This window comes from Arthrobacter sp. MA-N2, from assembly GCF_000517125.1.
GTDB classification, from domain to species: domain Bacteria; phylum Actinomycetota; class Actinomycetes; order Actinomycetales; family Micrococcaceae; genus Arthrobacter; species Arthrobacter methylotrophus.
Map to the genome: position 1 here is coordinate 2,116,685 of NZ_KI912155.1, position 16,519 is coordinate 2,133,203.

Here is a 16,519-nt window from a genome sequence, read left to right on the forward strand (position 1 = left end):
TCAGTAGGCTGGCGATTGTCGGGCTGGGTGTCCCTCCTGACGTCACCCAGAAGGCGACCCACTGCGCGGCCCACAGGCCTCCCGCCGAGGCCACAACAAGGTACAGCTGCCCCCGTAATGTCCTAGGCGCTAGCAATTTATGTTTAACCGACAACGGCCCGGCTCCGATCTTTTACTCTTATCCCTAAGGAGAGCCCTCAGCCGAGGTGTTCGCCTCTAAAAAGAACTGCTTTGACCGGCTTTTCCTGCCGATGACGGTGAATTGCCGGAACGCCCCAAAAGATTTACGCGAACGCTATAACCGGGTATCCAGTCCACAGCGGTCCAAGCACATCGCGAACGGGGCTGATAAAAATCATGACCTGGCCCAGCAGCACTAATGCGAGTGTCAGCCAGTTGTTGACCTTGCTGGCATTAAATCTCGAATTGTTGACGCAACCTCCTCCGGATGTGCAGTTGAGATGATCCATCGCCGACCGACCGTTTCCAAGGCGATCGCAGGCCCTCCCACTAGTACCCCTCGAGTGTTCTTTCCGAGAAAGCGAATGCCGTATCCCTCTGAAACGGATGTATCCCGGGCCGTAGTTACAGCCAAGACTTCTGAGATCGGAATCGCTGTTGAATAGAACGGCGCGCAGCGTACGACGATTCTCTCTTCAGCTGTCGCGATGGAGACGGTCATCCGAACAATCGTCCAGGTCAGCACCGCGATCCCGGCGGCCACGAGGAGCCCGGTCAAGAAGATGCCCGCGGCCAAGGCAGACACGACCAGAACTATGACTGAAGCGCCCACAATTCCCAGATCAAGCGTTGGGAACTACCCGCCAGTCGCGCCCGCGATATCAGCACGTCTTCCCCCAATGCCCTACCTTCACTTCGCCTGCTTCCTGTAGACGAACCACGTCGCAAGGCTCGCTCCAGCCGCGGCAAGGGACAGCACGCCCATAACCAGGTTGTTGAAGAACCCAATGATGGCGGCAGCCGAAGAAATGACGACCGCGGAGAGAGTCAGAAATTTCATCAACAGCAAAATAAGACCGACCCATCCCGTATACGTGTGCGGTAGGTCCGATCTCAGTGGCATTCGATCGAAACTCCGTGCGAAAAGAAGCAAACTCAGTGCTCGCAGGCGAGCTCCTCCGTGAAGCCGAGTCCACCAATCGCCCGCTCCCAGCCACCCCCGTAACCCAAGCCACGACACCCTCTCGCGCGCCCCAAGCACCCACCCCCAAGCCGTACTCTTATCCAGGGGAGCAGACTCCCTCAGGCGACGCATTCGAACGGATACGGCATGTCAGATCTCAAACTCCAGGAGCGGCACTCCACACAGCTGCCAATCACCGAGGCCGCGTGCCTTCAGCCGGACCAAGTACTGGATCACCTGGGCTCCAGCCCAGCCGGCCTGACAAACCAAGAAGCCTCGGAACGCCTGGCGGAAATCGGTCCGAACGCCGTGCGGACGCACCGGGCCAACGGCTGGGCGGTGTTGGGCCGGCAGTTCGCGAGCCCCATCCTGATCCTGCTGATCATCACAGCCGGGCTGTCCCTCTTCTTGGGCGATGCCACCAATTCGATCGTGATCGGCGTGATCCTCCTGGTCAGCGTCGGTTTGGGCTTCACTAACGAATTCCGCGCCGAACGCGCCTCCGAAGCCTTGCACTCCCGGGTGACACACCGCGCCGTGGTGCTCCGCGAGGGGACCACACAGGACGTGAACGTCACAGACCTGGTGCCCGGCGACGTCGTACACCTGAGTCTGGGCGCGATCGTCCCCGCCGACATCCGCCTCCTGAGCACCAAGAACCTCCTCTGCGACGAAAGCATCCTGACGGGGGAGTCCCTCCCCGCCGGCAAGGATCCGGCCCCCGTGGCACACGGAGCGGCGCTGGGCGACCTCGCATCCTGCGTCTTCATGGGAACCGTCATCCAATCCGGCGGCTGCACCGGTGTGGTGGTGGCCACCGGCGGCCGCGCCGAATTCGGCCGGATTGCGCTGGGCCTGGGGGAGCGGCAGCCCCAAACCGAATTCCAGCTCGGGCTGAAACGGTTCTCCTTCCTTCTTCTACAGGTGGCCATCGCGCTTACTACGCTGATCTTCATTGCGAACCTCCTGCTGCACCGCCCGCTGATCGAGTCGCTGCTGTTCTCCCTGGCAATCGCCGTCGGCATTACGCCGCAGCTGCTGCCCGCCGTCGTGAGCACCAGCCTCGCCACCGGCACCCGCCAACTGGCTCGCCGCAAAGTCCTCGTCAAACGACTCGTCTGCATCGAGGACCTCGGCGACATGGACATCCTGGTCACCGACAAGACCGGCACCCTCACCGAGGGGCGCATCAGCTTCACCGGCGCGCTGCCCGCCTCACCGGACCTGTCCGACGTCGAACTCCTCACCTTGGGCCTGCTGGCCACCGAAACCGATTACGCCGAAGCCAAACAATCCACGGCCGGGCAGAACCCGCTGGACGCCGCACTGTGGGAAAGCGGCGGGGCCGCCTTCGATCCCGCGCGTTTTGAGCGCCTCGACCTGATCGACTTTGACCACCAGCGCCGGCGCACCAGCGTACTTGTGCGCGAAGCCGGCGGCCCGGCACGGCTGGTCACCAAAGGCGCCCCGGAAAACATCCTCGCCCTCTGCGGGCCAACGTCGCCTAGCGTGCAGGCCTTGCTGGATGAACAGTTCGACGCCGGATCGCGGGTGGTGGCGGTAGCCACCCGCCCAGCCACCGGGCTCAGCAGCATCACGCCCGACGACGAAAAGGACCTGGTGCTGGCCGGCTTCCTCGTGTTCCTCGACCGGCCCAAGGCAAACGCGAAAGCGTCCCTGGACCAGCTCGCCGCGCTGGGTATCGCCGTGAAAATCGCCACCGGGGACAACGCCAAAGTCGCCGAAAAAGTGTGTTCCGAACTCGGCGTGATTTCGGGCGGAACCCTCACCGGCGCGGACGTGGACGCACTGTCCGATGCCGAGCTCGCCGCCACCGCCCGGAAAGCCACCATCTTCGCCCGCGTCTCGCCAGAGCAAAAGGCCCGCATCATCAGCTTGCTGCGCCAAAGCGGCGGGGCAGTAGGCTTCATGGGTGACGGCGTCAACGACGCACTGGCCCTTCACAAAGCGGACATCGGGATCTCCGTGGACAGCGCTACCGACGTCGCCAAGGACGCGGCCGACATTGTGCTTTTGGAAAAGGACCTTGGCGTGCTGGCCGAAGGCGTGATGGAGGGCCGGAGGATCTTCGCGAACACCATCAAATACGTGCTCATGGGAACGTCGAGCAACTTCGGCAACATGTTTAGCGCGGCCACCGCATCCGTGGTGCTGAGCTTCCTGCCCATGCTGCCGGGACAGATCCTGCTCAACAACCTGCTGTACGACAGCGGCCAGTTGGCCATCCCGGGCGACCGCGTGGACAAGGAACAACTGCTGGCCCCATCGCATTGGAACATCGCCTTCATCCGACGCTTCATGTTCCTCTTCGGGCCGATCAGCTCAGTCTTCGATTTTGCGACCTTCGGGCTCATGTTGTTCGTCTTCAACGCCGTCCCGGGGGAGTTCCGGGCGGGTTGGTTCATCGAATCCATTGCGACGCAGACCCTCATCATTTTCGCCATCAGGACCCGGCGGGTTCCATTCTTGCGCAGCCGGCCATCGCTTGGCCTGCTGAGTGCATCCTTGGGAGTGGTAGCCGCCGGTATCTTCTTGCCGTTGTCACCGCTGGCCGGGCTGCTGGGCTTCGATCCCTTGCCTGTGCCATTCTTCCTGGCGCTGCTGGGAATGGTGGTCTTGTATATGGTCCTCGTGGAGCTCGCCAAGAGCTGGTTCTTCTCCCGGACGGCGCAGCAAGCGCCACCCCTCACGGCGCCCGTCCGCCGTCGTCCGGATACCCACCACATCTCCCGCCGCGCCTCCCGCTTCAGCGTGCCGGTCGTCGCGGTTGTCCCGGGGCGTCCGGTTCGCAGGCGACGGAAGGCAGCGGCCTAGGATTCCGGCGTCTGCTCCGGTGGCTGCTGTGGTCCGGGCCCGGGCCCGGGGTCTTGGCTTGGATCTTGGATGGATTCTTGCTTGGGGGAGCCGCCATCCACGCCGAGCTCATCGGAGTAGGGGACATGACCCTGCGGGAAATTGTCTATGAGTTCGTTGACGGCCATCGCCAGCAGGTCACGTTGCAAGACGGGGAGGGAGAGGAGTCCTTGGAGATACCCTTCCACCTCGTACTCGCCAACTTCGCCGCCCAGGCTGAAGTACTTGAGCCAGAGTTCGCCGACGGTGATGTGTGCTGACTTCATGGCAGCGGCCAGCATGCGCTGTTGTTGTAGTTCCTGCGGATCGAAGCCCATGGGGCTGGCCTTAGTCCAGAGCCGCCGGAATCCCGGCGACGAGATCGGCACCGATCTGGCCCAATGTGCTGTTCTGCCGCCGGCTCTGGCGCATCAGTTCAGCAAAGGCCATGTCAATGGTCAGTGAGTGGCGCTGCATCACGGATCTGTTGCTACGTCCTGGACGATCACCGTCTCCTCCATTGCCCAAGCGGTCAGTCACGGTCCTTGGCCAGGTCATATTGATGGGCACTATTCGTCGAAGTATGCTGCTGAGTCTGTCTCGCCCGAAACCGAGGCGATGACGTTTGCGGCTATATCCCTGAGTTTGACGTTTCGACTGTTCGACGCCCGGGTCAACACCTTGATAGCAGTATCGCGTCCGCATCGATTTTGCGCCATGACAATGCCCACAGCCGTATCGATCGTCGAACGGGACTGCATGGCCGCCGTGAGATCGTCCCGGGCGTGACGCAGCTGGGAGATCGTCAATGCCAGGCGCAGCGACTTGGACGCACTATGGGCAAATTCTTCCGCGGCAGTAATATCCGGAGCCGAAAACCCGCGCCGGACAGCCGAGTAGAGGTTCATGACGGCTTCGGCTTCACCAGCCACGTCAAGCGGCACAGCCAGGATCGATCCAATGCCGTTCTGCCGAACAACCTCCACATAGTCACGCCACCGTCTTTCATTGCGGGTCTCGGCTACAAGAATCACCGAATGGCTCTGCAAGGCCGTGAGGCAAGGACCATCGCCGAAGTCAATCTGCAATTCATCGAGCGCATGCACTCTTTCATCGCTGCTGGCAGTGGCAACCCCATTCTTCCTCGTCTTGAGGGTGACCCCGCAGGAGACATCGTTGGATGCAGTTGAAAGAGTGGCCGCAGCCAAGGTGACCAAGTGAGCGAGGAAGTCCTCAACGCCGACGCTCTCCAAGACAAGATCCTGGAGAGCGGTGCCAAGGTCCTGCTCCGGGTGAGCGACCCTTCCAGTCAACGCGTTGTGGGCTTGCCATGGCTCTAAAGTGGTCATGAGTCTGCCATCCTCTCGGTATCCAATTCCTGCATCGCCAACGCCAGGGGGTCCATTTGGGACGGCGGGCAATTCAAGGCCGCACGCGACGATGAGTCTGTTTGGATGGGTACTGCCAGCGCGTATCGCTTTTCGTCCAACCGCTGCGCCGCAACGGTACTGCTGGCCACCGTTGAAGGGCGCAGGATTCCCGCCCTGAGCCTCTGGCCATGCTTGTTCGCACGCTCCACGGCCCTGATATTCGATCTCCGGATCCGAACGAACATCCCGAAATCTCCTAATTTCGACACTACGCCCTCGCGGGAACTTTGCACGCAGGGCGTCCACCGGTCCGCTTACTGGTCGAAACAAAGACCCAAGGATTGACATGACGTAAGTCACATTCTATATGCTGGTATCAGTCAAGCAGCTGGCTTTCTCGATTTCGAATGAGGAAGTTCGTTATGGCACCGATTCAACGCAGCCACCCCCGCTTTCATGGTCAGAAGGCTGGCCACATCGATGTTCGCGTTGCACAGCGCGGCGCGAAGTGGGCACAGGATCCCACCAGCGAACCGTGGCGGGGATACCTACCCCGGCAAAGCGCGATTCAAGAACTATTTCGGCGGTGGCCATCCGTGCCTTCGCGCGAACTGGAACGCATCCGTCGCGTGCTGCTTCACTGTGACGAACTAGCCCACCCGGCCGCAACCCACCGACTCTCCGAACCGGCCCGGGCGTTGCTTGACCTCGTGACGGGCGAGCTGGAGCGGCGGCGCGAAGGAAATCATCAACCGTCCAGCAATACTCCGGTGGGCGGACTGTCCAAGCCTTCCCCCGCACGCCGTCACGGAGAACTTCTCTGATGGCGGGACATTTTGAAGTGTTCACTGACAACGGCGGCAGCTGCAGGGTAAGGCTTGTTGACAACTTCGGAAAAGTGATTGCCTTCTCGGCCCCCTTCCGAGACACCGACGCTGCAGCCCGTGCGATCTACACCTTCCGTGAAATCGCGGCGAGCGGACTGATTGAAGACCACACTTAGGTTCTGAGCCGCTCCACCTGCATCAGCACGGTCACCTTGTGATGCGTTGCGGGTCCTTATTCGCCAGCGGTGATGGCTGCGGCTTCGAATTCGCCCGTCTCGTGGACGGGATGATCGGCTGGGGTGAGGATGCGGCGGAAGATGGCCAACAGGAGGGCACCGACGACGGCGGTTGCGGCGGCGAAGAGGAACGGCACTCCCGTACCCATGACGGCGAGCCCGGTGCCCACGGGGGCGCCGATGGCGCCGCCGAAGAAGCGGATGCCGGAGTATGCCGAGGAGGCGACCGCTCGGGGTAGCTTGCTGGCCTCCATGACTGCTTCGGTCAGCACGGTGTTCGCGGCGCCGATCTCAAAGCCGAGCAAGACGACGCACACGATCAGCCAAGGCGTACTCCCGGTTAATTGGGAGGCCGCGACGTGGGTGGCGGCAAAGACGACGAGAGTGGCGGCGAGCACGCGGGTCGGGGAGAACCTATGGGTCAGGCGCGGCGCGATGACAACGCTGGTCAACGCCAGACCGATGCCGAAACCGGTCATGACCAGGCCGATGCCGACCGCTGACATTCCCAGTGGATACGGGACGTAGGCCAGGGTGACGAAAAAGGAGGAGTTGTAGAAGAACGCCACGATGCTCAGCACCAGGATGGACGGGGTTGCGAGGGCCCTGAACGGCGCTGCGACATGGCTTTTCTCCGCTGGCTTGCCCGAACCACGGACGAAGACCAGGAGTGCGACAAACCCGATCGCCAGCAGCGTGGCCGTGCCCCAGAACGGCACAATCCATGAAATATCGCCGAGCAGACCGCCAACGAGCGGACCGACGGCCAGGCCAAGGCCGAGGGCGGCCTCGTAGAGAATGACGGCCTGTCCTGCGGTTCCCCCGCTGGCCGAAATGATGGAGGCAAGGGCAGTGGACAGGAACAGCGCGTTGCCCAGTCCCCAGAGCGCTCGGAAAGCGATGATGCCACCGATGTCCGACGACATGGCGCAGCCGACGGCCGCGGCGGCGATGACCGCGAGGCCGATCAACATGGTGCTGCGCGTTCCGATGCGTGAGGAGAGCCAGCTTGTGAAGAACATGACCATGGCCGTGACCACGAGATAGCTGGTGAAGAGAAATGAGGTCTGCGTCGGTGTTGCGTTCATCGCTTTGGAGATGGTGGGCAGGATCGGCCCCACGAGCCCGATGCCCATGAAGGTCACCATCGACGCGAAGGCCACCGCCCACACGGCCGCTTGCCGGAACAGTGAGGATTTCACCGCCCCGGCTTCCGTCAATACCTTGCCATTCGTGGGTAGGGCCATGGGAGATCTCCAATCAAAAGGATGGGTTGCTTCAATAGTACACCTGTAAACTACTAGTAAATTACACATGTCCTATAATAGGTGAGTGACTACTTCCGAACACCGCGACAGCGACTTCATTACCCGGCTCAGGGCCAGCTGGAAGCGGGCGATGCCGCGACTCGATACGACCTCCATTGAACTGGTGGGACGCATCAACCGCATTGCTTCCCAGTCGATCCAGCAGCTTGACCGCGTGCTTGCCCCAAGTGGAGTGTCGCGCTCGGAGTTCGATGTGCTCTGCGCCTTGGCCCGTAGTGAGCGGCCCTTGCGCGCCAATGAGGTCACCGCGCAGACCATGCTTAGCGGCGCGGCAACAACCAAGCTGACGGCGCGTCTGCAGGCGGTCGGTCTGATCAGCCGGGAACGTCTTGAACGCGACGGGCGGGGCGTCCTGCTGGAACTGACCCCCGCCGGTAGAAGCCTCGTTGAGACGCAGTTCCCCCGCTGCCTGGAGGCTGATCAACAACTGCTGCAAGGCCTGAGTGGCGACGAGCAGGCTACGTTGGCCACACTCCTGCGCAGGGTCTCCGAAAACGCAGAGCGGGCCTAACCGACTGGGGGCGGGAGGTTCGCGGCGGGGATTGCCTTGGGCGGCAGCACCGCCGTCGGGCGTGGGGAGTGTTGCTATCCGGCGCCCCATCCGCTGGCAACGAGACGGACCTCACCTTCTTAATGTAGATGCAATGTAATTTACCGGTGAAGTAGCTGATATATTTTACTGGTAAATAAGTTTGGCCTTCGCAGGCAACCCTCCCAGGCCACTTTCAAGAATCGAAGGCGTCTGTGAAATGACTGCAACAACTACCTCTCCGGCTACCCCGTCCCAAGACGACGGGGCCGACCGCCCTCCCGTCAGCCTGTGGCGCGGGCGCGTCGGGTTGATCGTCGGCATCGTGCTGCTGGGCATCACCCTGCGTTACGCGATTACCGGCATGTCACCATTGCTGACCACTCTCCGGACCGAAATGGGCATTGGCGTTGCCGGTGCAAGCTTCCTTGGAATGCTGCCCACCCTCAGCTTCGGAATCGCCGGCTTCCTGGCGCCGGTGCTGATCCGCCGCTGGAGCCCGGAGCTGACCGCCGCGCTGGCATCGGCTACCTGTTCGGCACCCTCGGCCCCCTGCTGGGCGGTGCACTCTTCTCGGCGACGGGCAGCTGGACTGCGGCGCTGATTGTCTTCGCCTTGACGAGCATTCTGGCCGTGATCGGCGGCGCGTTGATGACCAGGGGCACCAAATCCCTGGAAGACAAGTTCACCCCTAACGATGCAAAGGAAGAAAACTAAAATGACTGAGCTCCGATCAAAGCAAAAGATCGCCGTTGTCGGCACCGGTGTCATTGGTGCCAGCTGGGCGGCCTACTACCTGGCCCAGGGTTTCACGGTTATGGCATCCGATCCCGCTGAGGGCGCCGAAGGCCGGCTGCGCGAATGGATTGACGGGTTCTGGCCCGCCCTGGAGACGCTCGGGCTCGCCGATGGCGCATCCCGCGACAACTTGAGCTTCAGCAGCGACGTGGCCGACGCCGTAACAGGCGCTGTGTTCATCCAGGAAAACGGTCCCGAGCGGCTGGAGATCAAGCGGGCCATCCTCGCCGGAATCGAGGCTGCGGCCCCGGCCGATGCCATCATTGCAACGTCGTCGTCAGGGCTGCTCATCAGCGAAGCGCAGGCCGGCGCCAAGCACCCCGAGCGGATCGTGCTCGGCCACCCGTTCAACCCGCCGCACCTGATCCCGCTGGTCGAGGTCCTGGGCGGCACGCAGACGAGCGAAGAGAACGTGCAGAAGGCGCTCGACTTCTACACAAGCGTCGGCAAGCGCCCCATCCGGATCAACAAGGAAGTCAAGGGCCACGTGGCCAACCGCCTGCAGGTGGCCCTCTGGCGCGAGGCCTTCTCACTCGTCGAAAACGGCGTCGTATCGGTCGCCGACATCGACACCGCGATCTCGCAGGGACCGGGACTTCGGTGGGCCTTGCTGGGGCCGTTCCTGAACCTGCATGCTTCCGGCGGCGAGGGTGGCATCACCCACGTTCTTGAACACATCGGGCCCGCCCAGCGCGAATGGGCCCGCGACCTGGGGGAGTACCCGGAAACCGACGACTACATCGGGCTCATGGCCGCCGGTGTGGACGAGGAATTGGAAGGGTACGACTTCGCCGAGACCCTCCGCACCCGTGACCGGCTCCTGATCGAATTGATCGGGGCCAAGAAGCAGGCGCCGCAGCTGCCATAACAACCAAGCCGGGGGTGGCCAGCTTTATCCGGGCTACCGGGCGTTCCATCGAAACCAACGGATTCCGATGAAGGCGAACACGATGATGTATGCGAAGGACGCCAGCAGCGAGCTGGCGTCCTGACCGCTCCATGCGGATTGGTTCAGCACATCCGAGAAGAGCGTCATGAGGGCTCCTACGGGAGACCAGTCCGCGATCGTCTTGATCGTGTCGCCGAGAATGCCGCTTCCGCCTAGGGTGCCGAGAAGTATCAGGAGAATCATCAGCAGCCGGCCGATCGCACTGATGGCGCTGGTCGACTGGACCAGACCGACCAAGGCCTGCCCGATCGACAGGAACACCGCCGCGCCAAGAACCGCGACGGCGAGGACCAGGACGTACTGGCTAACATCCAGGGTCAGGCCGTGCGCGATCGCACCGACCACCACCACGATGACGGAAGCGATCAGATTGGTGGCCACCTGCACAATGAGGCGGCTGGTGATGATCATCCAGTTCGGCGCCGGTGTGACCTGGAGCCTTTGCAGCACTCCGACGTCCCGGTCGTGGGCCAGGGCCAGGGTGTAACCGAGCAAGCACGAAGTGAGCAGGCCCAGGGTCAAGGCCAAGCCAATGAGGAGCGTGGATCCTCCGAGCCGTGATTGCGCTTTGCCAAAGGTGGTGACCACCAGTACCGCGACCGGCAGCAGGGTGCTCAAGAATAGCGACGTTCTGCTGTTGAGCATCACAATGGAATCGGCGCGAAGCAGCGAGCCGATGGCCAGTCCGAGCGGTGGGCGGGTGGTGGCGACGCCGGTATTAGTCACGGATCTCACTTCCTGTCAGTCCGATGAAGACGTCTTCCAAAGTGGGTGCGCCGTGGGCTACCGAAAGCACCCGCGGGTCTTCCCGGTGTTTGTCGATCAGCTCCGATGGTTTTCCGATCGTGAGCAGCACCCCGTGGTCGATGATCGCCACCCGGTCACACACGGCTTGCGCCTCCTCCATCGAGTGGGTAGTGAGAAGAATGCTGCTACCTTCACCCCGGAGGTCCTCGATGCGGCGCCACAGTCCGCGCCGCGATTGCGGGTCCAGCCCGGCCGTCGGCTCGTCCAGCAGCAAAAGAAGGGGTTTGTGGACAGTGGCAATGAACAGGGCGAGCCGTTGCTGTTGGCCGCCCGACAACTGCTTGAACCGTTTGCCGAGTTCCTGTTCAAGGCCGATCGCCTGCATGCTCGAACGGATCTGCTCCCGCGAGAGCTTCACCCCGTAGAGCCCGCCGTAGAGTCGGGCAATCTCCTGAATGGTCAGCTCGGCCTGGAAACTGGAGGACTGCAGTTGCACCCCGAGGCGCGCTTTCGCGTCCAGCGGCGCTCGTTGAACATCGATTCCGTCCACCAGCAGCCGCCCGGATTTGGGCCTGACCAAGCCCTCGATCGCACTGAGTGTGCTGGTCTTCCCGGCGCCGTTCGGGCCCAGCAGGCCGAAGATCTCACCGCGATGAATCTGGAAACCGATCCCGTCGACGACGGTCCGCTCGCCATACGCGACGCGCAAGTCGCTGATGTCCAAAACCGCCGCTTGTGCCGGCACATTCACTTCACTCATCAAGTCGCAATCCCCTCAGGGTGGCCGAGCCCGCCACCTGCCGGGCACCATGGAGCCGAGTCTATCCCGCGGTCCGGGTCGCGCGGCGAAGCGGCGTCATCAGCATGGCGTCCGACGTCGTGCTGTCGCCCAGTCACGCTGCGGGACGTCGTAGACGAAAGCATTGACGCGGCACGGCCCTGCGCCCAGTCTTGGAGCATGGCCATCAAACTATCCGAAGTGATCCTCGGGGCCTTCCCCCAATTGCGCTACGAACCCACCGCCAAGCGGGTCCGCGCGAGCCTGGGCGGGAACACCGTCGTCGACACTCTGCAGGCGTGGCTGGTCTGGGAGCCGAGGCGAATTACGCCGATCTTTGCGGTGCCCGAGGCTGAATTGCGCGCAGAGCTCGTTCCGTCCGGCGCCCCGACCGGCGATGTTGCGGAGCACCCCGTCAGGCTATCTGCGGACTCACCTCCGTCGCTGGATCCGCGCACGGGTTTCGGGCGGCACACCACCACCGGCGAACAGTTCGATGTTGTGACGGGCACGACGACGGCTCCGGGGGCCGCCTTCCGGCTGGATGACCCTGCCCTGGCAGGATATGTCGTGCTGGATTTCGCCGCTTTTCAATGGCGGGAAGACGACGAAGAGATTATCGGCCATCCCCGCGATCCGTTCCATCGCGTCGACATCCGGGCGTCCTCCCTGGACGTGGAGGTCTCCCTCGAGGGGGTCACGCTCGCCAGCACGAACGGCGCGCAACTCCTGTACGAGACCTTCCTCCCCGTCCGCTACTACATCCCGCCCGGGGACGTGCGGCTGGACCTCATGGAGGAAAGCTCCGAGAGGACCGTGTGCCCGTACAAGGGGGAAGCCAGTTACTGGACGTACCCCGGCAGCGAGGCCGGCACGAACGTCGCGTGGAGCTATGACAGGCGTTTCCGAGACGCCGCGCAGATCCATGGCTTGCTCAGCTTTTTCAATGAGAGGGTGGACTTGACCGTCGATGGCGTCTTGCAGCCCCGGCCGGTTACGCCTTGGTCGCGGCCCCAGGACCGTGTGTAGCGCGGGCGGTGGTGGCGCGGGTTACGTGGCTTCGGGCGCCCCTTCGTCGTGGTTGGCTCAATCTCATTGTCGTGGGACAGTCCGAGCCGCCCAAGCACCCTCAAACGACCCGGCCTGCCCGTTCCCAGTGCTCCCGCAGCAACGCGGCCAAGCGGTCTGGCTCGATCCGATGCGGCGGATCGAAATGGTGGCGTTCAGGGAAGACCGCGAGGCGGAAATCGGGAAACACCGTGGACAGCCGCTCTGCAACCTCGCCGTAGTCGTCCGGGTTGCTCAGCCCACCGAGGACGAAGAACACCGGCCGCGTGAAGGCAACCAAGCGGGACCGGTCCAGATCGTATGTCCTGAAGTCGCGAAGGAACGCCCTGATCCCGGCAGGCCGTTTGGCCATCCACGGGGGTGGTCCGCCTTCAGGCGGAGGCGGAAGGACGACGTCGGGCTTCACTCCCAGCCTCATGAATCCGGCCATGAACTGCTCGGGCGGCAGCGCCTCCAGCGATTCATATTCCCTCCAGAGCCGGGTGTGCGCCGGACTCCAGTCCCAACTCCCAGCCCAGGCGGGTTCCAGGAGTGCGAGGCTGAGGAGGCGCCCGGGGTGCTTGGCGGCGAAGGCAAGCGCAGCCGCGCCCCCTCCCGAATAGCCGAGCAGGTGGAACGTCTCCCAGCCACGGGCGCCAGCCTCGCGGAGGACGCCTTCGATCTCGGTGTCCAGGCTCCAGTCCTGCGGCGGCTCGTCGCCGTCGTACAGCTCCAGGTCCTTCGCGACGGCGTCGACGTCCGGCCCCAGCGCTTCGACCAACGCCCCAAAAGCAGGCTGGGCGGGGAGAACGCTCCCCGGAAGAAGGACAACCCGAATAGGCTCCATGGCAAAACTGTACGCCCGCTGGAGGCCTTTCGCGCCGCGCAGTGAAGTTCGGTGTACAGCAGCATCGACGCGACGAGGCGGTGTCCGCTTGCGGTGGCTGGCGATGCCTCCACACTCCATGCCTCGCGATGGGCAAGCAGCGTCGCCTCGTCCATGAGGACACTGGATACGTACGGGTGAACTGAGCGGAGCTGATCCAGGATCCGGAAGCCATGCGTGTCGAGGTCACCCCAATACAGGACCTCACAGTCCTGGAGCCACTCGGCGTTCGTCAACGACGAAACATCGGCGTCGTCGGCGGTGACGACGTCGTCCATCACCAGGACGCTGCTGCCCGGCTCGTAGAGGGGATGCTCGAACGGTAGCGCGACATCCACGGACGGGGCGTCGATCTCCATGCCCGACGGCGGTTGCGCGCGGGTCGTGAGGGCTGTCGACTCGATGCTTCGGATCAATTGCATGATCCGCTTGTTCTCCATGAAGACCTTGTCGTCGAGGAGCCTGCGCATTTGCTGGGACAGCTGGCGGACAGTCGACTGTGTTTGTTCGACGGCGGGCAGCCAGTCCTGGTGGAGGTTCGCCAAGGCATGGAGATTGTCCATGAGGGACAGGGCTTCGATCTGCGCGGCGCGCTGCAGAAGGTCCCGGAGCTCTGTCCGGAGTTGTGGCGACATGAGGCAAAAATGGAGTCCAGGAGCTCGCCCTGGCTGCCATCCCACGTGGCGATCTGCTCCGGATCGGCCCAATCGTCAAGATATTCCGACGCTCGGCGGGGAAATTTGCCCTCACCGAAGGATTCGCGGACGCCGAACAGCACATCCTCCAGAATGTCGATGAGTTGGTGCCGGCCGATGTTTCGTTGGTTGGGGCCAGTAAACGCGGCCATGAAGAAGTGCACTGCCAGCGGAGCGTTCTGGGCGCGAAGGAGGGCCCATCCTGCATGGTTTTCACGCAGTGACTGTAGTGCGTAGTAATCCATCTGATCCTTTGGTTCCAGCCGTGTGGCTCCAGCCGTGCCGATTGCGCTCAAACTCGGGTACGCTCCAGCGGCTACTTCCGTGTCTCTTGGCTAGGGAGATCCGGGACATTATTGTTGTCATCGTGCGGGTGACGACAACGCACTTGGCAATCAGGGCATGTCGAATTTTGGCAAATAGTAGTCATCCGGCCAAAGCCCTGTATGCTTGTAGCTGTTGTTGTGTTTGGCATTTGGTAGTTCAGGCAGTTCCCGTGGTTCATCAACTACGACCTTCTGAAGTAACGGTGGAGAACACCCCACACCGGAGGCCCGACAGTCGGGACAACCTCCACCTTCAGTAAGGAAACTGAAAAAATGGCTACAGGTATCGTCAAATGGTTTAACTCCGAAAAGGGCTTCGGCTTCATCTCCCCGGAAGATGGCAGCCAGGACGTTTTCGCTCACTACTCTGCAATCAACTCGGGCGGCTACCGCTCCCTCGAAGAGAACCAGAAGGTTTCCTTCGACGTCGAGCAGGGCCCCAAGGGTCCCCAGGCAGTAAACATCCAGGCTCTCTAAGCTTCGGATTTCAAAAGCAGGGCCGGTCATTGACCGGTCCTGCTTTTTTGTGCCCATAAGCCTGTTTGTGGGGTCCTGACCCTGTTTGAAGGCGAATGCATCGGGCAACGTGCGATTCTGCTGGCTCATTGGCCTTCCCAGACCCCAGAACCCTGTGATCACGCGGCGGGGATGCTCGAGGAGCGGAATGATCCAGCAGAATCGACGCCGTCCGACGACGTCAGTTTGAGCGACATGCCGGTGATGTCCGATCCTCGGCAAGGGGCGTGCCGGGACTTGAAGGCGTGCCCAAATCAAGAAGGTCGGGACCGCGCATGCAAGCAGGAACGTCGGATTCTGCTGGATCATTGGCCTTCCGAAGTCCCGGCGCCCCGGAATTATGCGGCGCGCACTGTTGACGCGTGGAATGATCCAGCAGAATCGACGCCGTCCGACGACGTCAGTTTGAGCGACATGCCGGTGATGTCCGATCCTCGGCAAGGGGGTGCGCCGTGTCTTGAAGGCGTGCCCAAATCAAGAAGGTCGGGACCGCGCATGCAAGCAGGAACGTCGGATTCTGCTGGATCATTGGCCTTCCGAAGTCCCGGCGCCCCGGAATTATGCGGCGCGCACTGTTGACGAGCGGAATGATCCAGCAGAATCGACGCCGTCCGAGGACGTCAGCTTGAGCGACAGGCCGGTGATGTCCGATCCTCAGCAAGGGGCGTGCCGGGACTTGAAGGCGTGCCCAAATCAAGAAGGTCAGGGCCGCGCATGTAAGCAGGAACGTCGGATTCTGCTGGATCATTGGCCTTCCGAAGTCCCGGCGCCCCGGAATTATGCGGCGCGCACCGTTGACGCGTGGAATGATCCAGCAGAATCGACGCCGTCCGAGGACGTCAGCTTGAGCGACAGGCCGGTGATGTCCGATCCTCAGCAAGGGGCGTGCCGGGACTTGAAGGCGTGCCCAAATCAAGAAGGTCAGGGCCGCGCATGTAAGCAGGAACGTCGGATTCTGCTGGATCATTGGCCTTCCGAAGTCCCAGCGAATCCGGTCCTCCCGTGCGTGACCCTATTACCCCCCGGTTACTCGCAGGCTATGCCGTCGTTATCCCTGTCCAGGGCGGACCGGTAACCTGGCTGGCCCCGATAGATAGGTGCGGCACCGGCAGCCCTCGCGGCGGTGCAGTTCGCGTAGTAAACCGACGACGGCGCTGGTGGTTGTGCCGGCCGGGCCTGTGATTGGTCCTGTTGGGCCTTGATGGCGGCGGCATCGGCGGCTGCCTTCGCTTGGGCCTGTGCAGCAGCCTGTGCCGCTGCGGCGTCAGCCGCTGCCTGTGCCGCCTCTTTGTCGGCTGCGGCCTGTGCCGCCGCTTTGTCCGCTGTGGCCTTCGCTGCTGCGGCTGCTGCCGCACGCGCGTCCGTTACTTTCTTGGACTCAGAGCTTTCCATCCAGAGCAGGCTTCCCGCATCGGACTTGGTGCAAATGAACTCCTTGGGTGGGTAGTTCTCTGTGGTGTTCTCCGTTGCGCAAGAAACGGATTTCGGCG

At 62.6% G+C, this 16,519-nt stretch carries 18 protein-coding genes and 2 pseudogenes; 9 read left to right on the forward strand and 11 right to left on the reverse strand.

Going from position 1 to position 16,519, the window contains the following annotated elements:
- Positions 1-871: 871 nt before the first annotated feature.
- Positions 872-1,021 carry a hypothetical protein gene (locus A3M3_RS0110600; protein WP_155854359.1) on the reverse strand — a complete coding sequence of 50 codons (150 nt, stop codon included), beginning with the start codon at positions 1,019-1,021 and terminating at the stop codon, positions 872-874.
- Positions 1,022-1,291: 270 nt separating this feature from the next.
- Between A3M3_RS0110600 and mgtA the strand changes: the two genes are divergently transcribed.
- Positions 1,292-3,979 (forward strand): magnesium-translocating P-type ATPase, encoded by a 2,688-nt coding sequence (mgtA, locus tag A3M3_RS0110605; RefSeq protein WP_028266302.1) that lies wholly within the window; start codon positions 1,292-1,294, stop codon positions 3,977-3,979.
- Here mgtA and A3M3_RS0110610 read toward each other — a convergent pair.
- The 3 genes from A3M3_RS0110610 to A3M3_RS0110620 all read right to left on the reverse strand — a co-directional run bounded on the left by A3M3_RS0110610 (position 3,976) and on the right by A3M3_RS0110620 (position 5,214).
- Positions 3,976-4,335, reverse strand: coding sequence for a hypothetical protein (locus A3M3_RS0110610; protein WP_028266303.1), 360 nt, complete (start codon positions 4,333-4,335; stop codon positions 3,976-3,978). The two genes, mgtA and A3M3_RS0110610, sit on opposite strands and share 4 nt — an antisense overlap.
- 10 nt (positions 4,336-4,345) lie before the next feature.
- Positions 4,346-4,477, reverse strand: a complete 132-nt coding sequence (locus tag A3M3_RS29270; protein ID WP_269317277.1) for a hypothetical protein — start codon at positions 4,475-4,477, stop codon at positions 4,346-4,348.
- A gap of 89 nt (positions 4,478-4,566) precedes the next feature.
- On the reverse strand, positions 4,567-5,214 hold the full coding sequence (locus tag A3M3_RS0110620) for a GAF and ANTAR domain-containing protein (protein WP_231497237.1): 648 nt from the start codon (positions 5,212-5,214) through the stop codon (positions 4,567-4,569).
- On the opposite strand from A3M3_RS0110620, the gene A3M3_RS29275 reads away from it, so the two are divergent.
- The 3 genes from A3M3_RS29275 (at position 5,215) to A3M3_RS0110635 (ending at position 6,370) form a co-directional block, all read left to right on the forward strand.
- Positions 5,215-5,337 carry a hypothetical protein gene (locus tag A3M3_RS29275; protein WP_269317278.1) on the forward strand — a complete coding sequence of 41 codons (123 nt, stop codon included), beginning with the start codon at positions 5,215-5,217 and terminating at the stop codon, positions 5,335-5,337.
- 452 nt (positions 5,338-5,789) lie between these two features.
- On the forward strand, positions 5,790-6,191 hold the full coding sequence (locus tag A3M3_RS24695) for a hypothetical protein (RefSeq protein WP_035741619.1): 402 nt from the start codon (positions 5,790-5,792) through the stop codon (positions 6,189-6,191).
- Complete coding sequence (locus tag A3M3_RS0110635; RefSeq protein ID WP_028266306.1) at positions 6,191-6,370, forward strand: YegP family protein; 180 nt, start codon at positions 6,191-6,193, stop codon at positions 6,368-6,370. Before A3M3_RS24695 ends, A3M3_RS0110635 begins: the two co-directional genes overlap by 1 nt.
- 56 nt (positions 6,371-6,426) lie before the next feature.
- Here the strand turns inward: A3M3_RS0110635 and A3M3_RS0110640 are convergent, their stop codons facing one another.
- Positions 6,427-7,677: an MFS transporter gene (locus A3M3_RS0110640; protein ID WP_051423114.1), complete on the reverse strand. Its 1,251-nt coding sequence runs from the start codon at positions 7,675-7,677 to the stop codon at positions 6,427-6,429.
- Positions 7,678-7,762: 85 nt separating this feature from the next.
- Between A3M3_RS0110640 and A3M3_RS0110645 the strand changes: the two genes are divergently transcribed.
- The 3 genes from A3M3_RS0110645 to A3M3_RS0110660 all read left to right on the forward strand — a co-directional run bounded on the left by A3M3_RS0110645 (position 7,763) and on the right by A3M3_RS0110660 (position 9,953).
- Positions 7,763-8,269, forward strand: a complete 507-nt coding sequence (locus A3M3_RS0110645; RefSeq protein WP_028266308.1) for a MarR family winged helix-turn-helix transcriptional regulator — start codon at positions 7,763-7,765, stop codon at positions 8,267-8,269.
- 238 nt (positions 8,270-8,507) lie between these two features.
- A complete protein-coding gene (locus tag A3M3_RS0110650; protein WP_028266309.1) occupies positions 8,508-8,891 on the forward strand; it encodes a hypothetical protein in 384 nt (127 codons plus the stop codon).
- 114 nt (positions 8,892-9,005) lie between these two features.
- Positions 9,006-9,953, forward strand: a complete 948-nt coding sequence (locus A3M3_RS0110660; RefSeq protein ID WP_028266310.1) for a 3-hydroxyacyl-CoA dehydrogenase NAD-binding domain-containing protein — start codon at positions 9,006-9,008, stop codon at positions 9,951-9,953.
- A 33-nt stretch (positions 9,954-9,986) separates the two neighbouring features.
- On the opposite strand, the gene A3M3_RS0110665 is transcribed toward A3M3_RS0110660, so the two are convergent.
- Together A3M3_RS0110665 and A3M3_RS0110670 are read right to left on the reverse strand one after the other, a co-directional pair.
- Positions 9,987-10,760 carry an ABC transporter permease gene (locus tag A3M3_RS0110665; protein ID WP_028266311.1) on the reverse strand — a complete coding sequence of 258 codons (774 nt, stop codon included), beginning with the start codon at positions 10,758-10,760 and terminating at the stop codon, positions 9,987-9,989.
- Positions 10,753-11,541 (reverse strand): ABC transporter ATP-binding protein, encoded by a 789-nt coding sequence (locus tag A3M3_RS0110670; protein ID WP_051423115.1) that lies wholly within the window; start codon positions 11,539-11,541, stop codon positions 10,753-10,755. Before A3M3_RS0110670 ends, A3M3_RS0110665 begins: the two co-directional genes overlap by 8 nt.
- A gap of 198 nt (positions 11,542-11,739) precedes the next feature.
- Here A3M3_RS0110670 and A3M3_RS0110675 point away from each other — a divergent pair, with 198 nt between their 5' ends.
- Positions 11,740-12,588 (forward strand): DUF427 domain-containing protein, encoded by an 849-nt coding sequence (locus A3M3_RS0110675; RefSeq protein WP_028266313.1) that lies wholly within the window; start codon positions 11,740-11,742, stop codon positions 12,586-12,588.
- 100 nt (positions 12,589-12,688) lie between these two features.
- Here the strand turns inward: A3M3_RS0110675 and A3M3_RS0110680 are convergent, their stop codons facing one another.
- From A3M3_RS0110680 to A3M3_RS29530, 3 genes and pseudogenes are all read right to left on the reverse strand, one after another.
- Entirely contained in the window at positions 12,689-13,453 is a 765-nt protein-coding gene (locus tag A3M3_RS0110680; RefSeq protein WP_028266314.1) for an alpha/beta fold hydrolase, read from the reverse strand.
- 146 nt (positions 13,454-13,599) lie between these two features.
- Positions 13,600-14,127: pseudogene (locus A3M3_RS29525) on the reverse strand (DUF3375 family protein); the annotation flags it as partial.
- Positions 14,128-14,201: 74 nt separating this feature from the next.
- Positions 14,202-14,432, reverse strand: a pseudogene (locus A3M3_RS29530) (DUF3375 family protein); the annotation flags it as partial.
- A gap of 354 nt (positions 14,433-14,786) precedes the next feature.
- Between A3M3_RS29530 and cspE the strand changes: the two are divergent.
- Entirely contained in the window at positions 14,787-14,990 is a 204-nt protein-coding gene (cspE, locus tag A3M3_RS0110690; RefSeq protein ID WP_028266315.1) for a transcription antiterminator/RNA stability regulator CspE, read from the forward strand.
- A 1,065-nt stretch (positions 14,991-16,055) separates the two neighbouring features.
- Here the strand turns inward: cspE and A3M3_RS29370 are convergent.
- On the reverse strand, positions 16,056-16,421 hold the full coding sequence (locus A3M3_RS29370) for an excalibur calcium-binding domain-containing protein (protein ID WP_051423116.1): 366 nt from the start codon (positions 16,419-16,421) through the stop codon (positions 16,056-16,058).
- Positions 16,422-16,519: the final 98 nt, after the last annotated feature.

Excerpts from the sequence above, each read along its gene's own strand:
- A3M3_RS0110680 (WP_028266314.1), bottom strand. The coding sequence starts at position 13,453 with ATGGAGCCTATTCGGGTTGTCCTTCTTCCGGGGAGCGTTCTCCCCGCC.
- A3M3_RS0110660 (WP_028266310.1), top strand. The coding sequence starts at position 9,006 with ATGACTGAGCTCCGATCAAAGCAAAAGATCGCCGTTGTCGGCACCGGT.
- A3M3_RS0110675 (WP_028266313.1), top strand. The coding sequence starts at position 11,740 with ATGGCCATCAAACTATCCGAAGTGATCCTCGGGGCCTTCCCCCAATTG.
- A3M3_RS0110670 (WP_051423115.1), bottom strand. The coding sequence starts at position 11,541 with ATGAGTGAAGTGAATGTGCCGGCACAAGCGGCGGTTTTGGACATCAGC.
- A3M3_RS0110600 (WP_155854359.1), bottom strand. The coding sequence starts at position 1,021 with ATGAAATTTCTGACTCTCTCCGCGGTCGTCATTTCTTCGGCTGCCGCC.
- mgtA (WP_028266302.1), top strand. The coding sequence starts at position 1,292 with ATGTCAGATCTCAAACTCCAGGAGCGGCACTCCACACAGCTGCCAATC.
- A3M3_RS0110640 (WP_051423114.1), bottom strand. The coding sequence starts at position 7,677 with ATGGCCCTACCCACGAATGGCAAGGTATTGACGGAAGCCGGGGCGGTG.
- A3M3_RS0110650 (WP_028266309.1), top strand. The coding sequence starts at position 8,508 with ATGACTGCAACAACTACCTCTCCGGCTACCCCGTCCCAAGACGACGGG.
- A3M3_RS24695 (WP_035741619.1), top strand. The coding sequence starts at position 5,790 with ATGGCACCGATTCAACGCAGCCACCCCCGCTTTCATGGTCAGAAGGCT.
- cspE (WP_028266315.1), top strand. The coding sequence starts at position 14,787 with ATGGCTACAGGTATCGTCAAATGGTTTAACTCCGAAAAGGGCTTCGGC.
- A3M3_RS29370 (WP_051423116.1), bottom strand. The coding sequence starts at position 16,421 with ATGGAAAGCTCTGAGTCCAAGAAAGTAACGGACGCGCGTGCGGCAGCA.
- A3M3_RS0110635 (WP_028266306.1), top strand. The coding sequence starts at position 6,191 with ATGGCGGGACATTTTGAAGTGTTCACTGACAACGGCGGCAGCTGCAGG.
- A3M3_RS0110610 (WP_028266303.1), bottom strand. The coding sequence starts at position 4,335 with ATGGGCTTCGATCCGCAGGAACTACAACAACAGCGCATGCTGGCCGCT.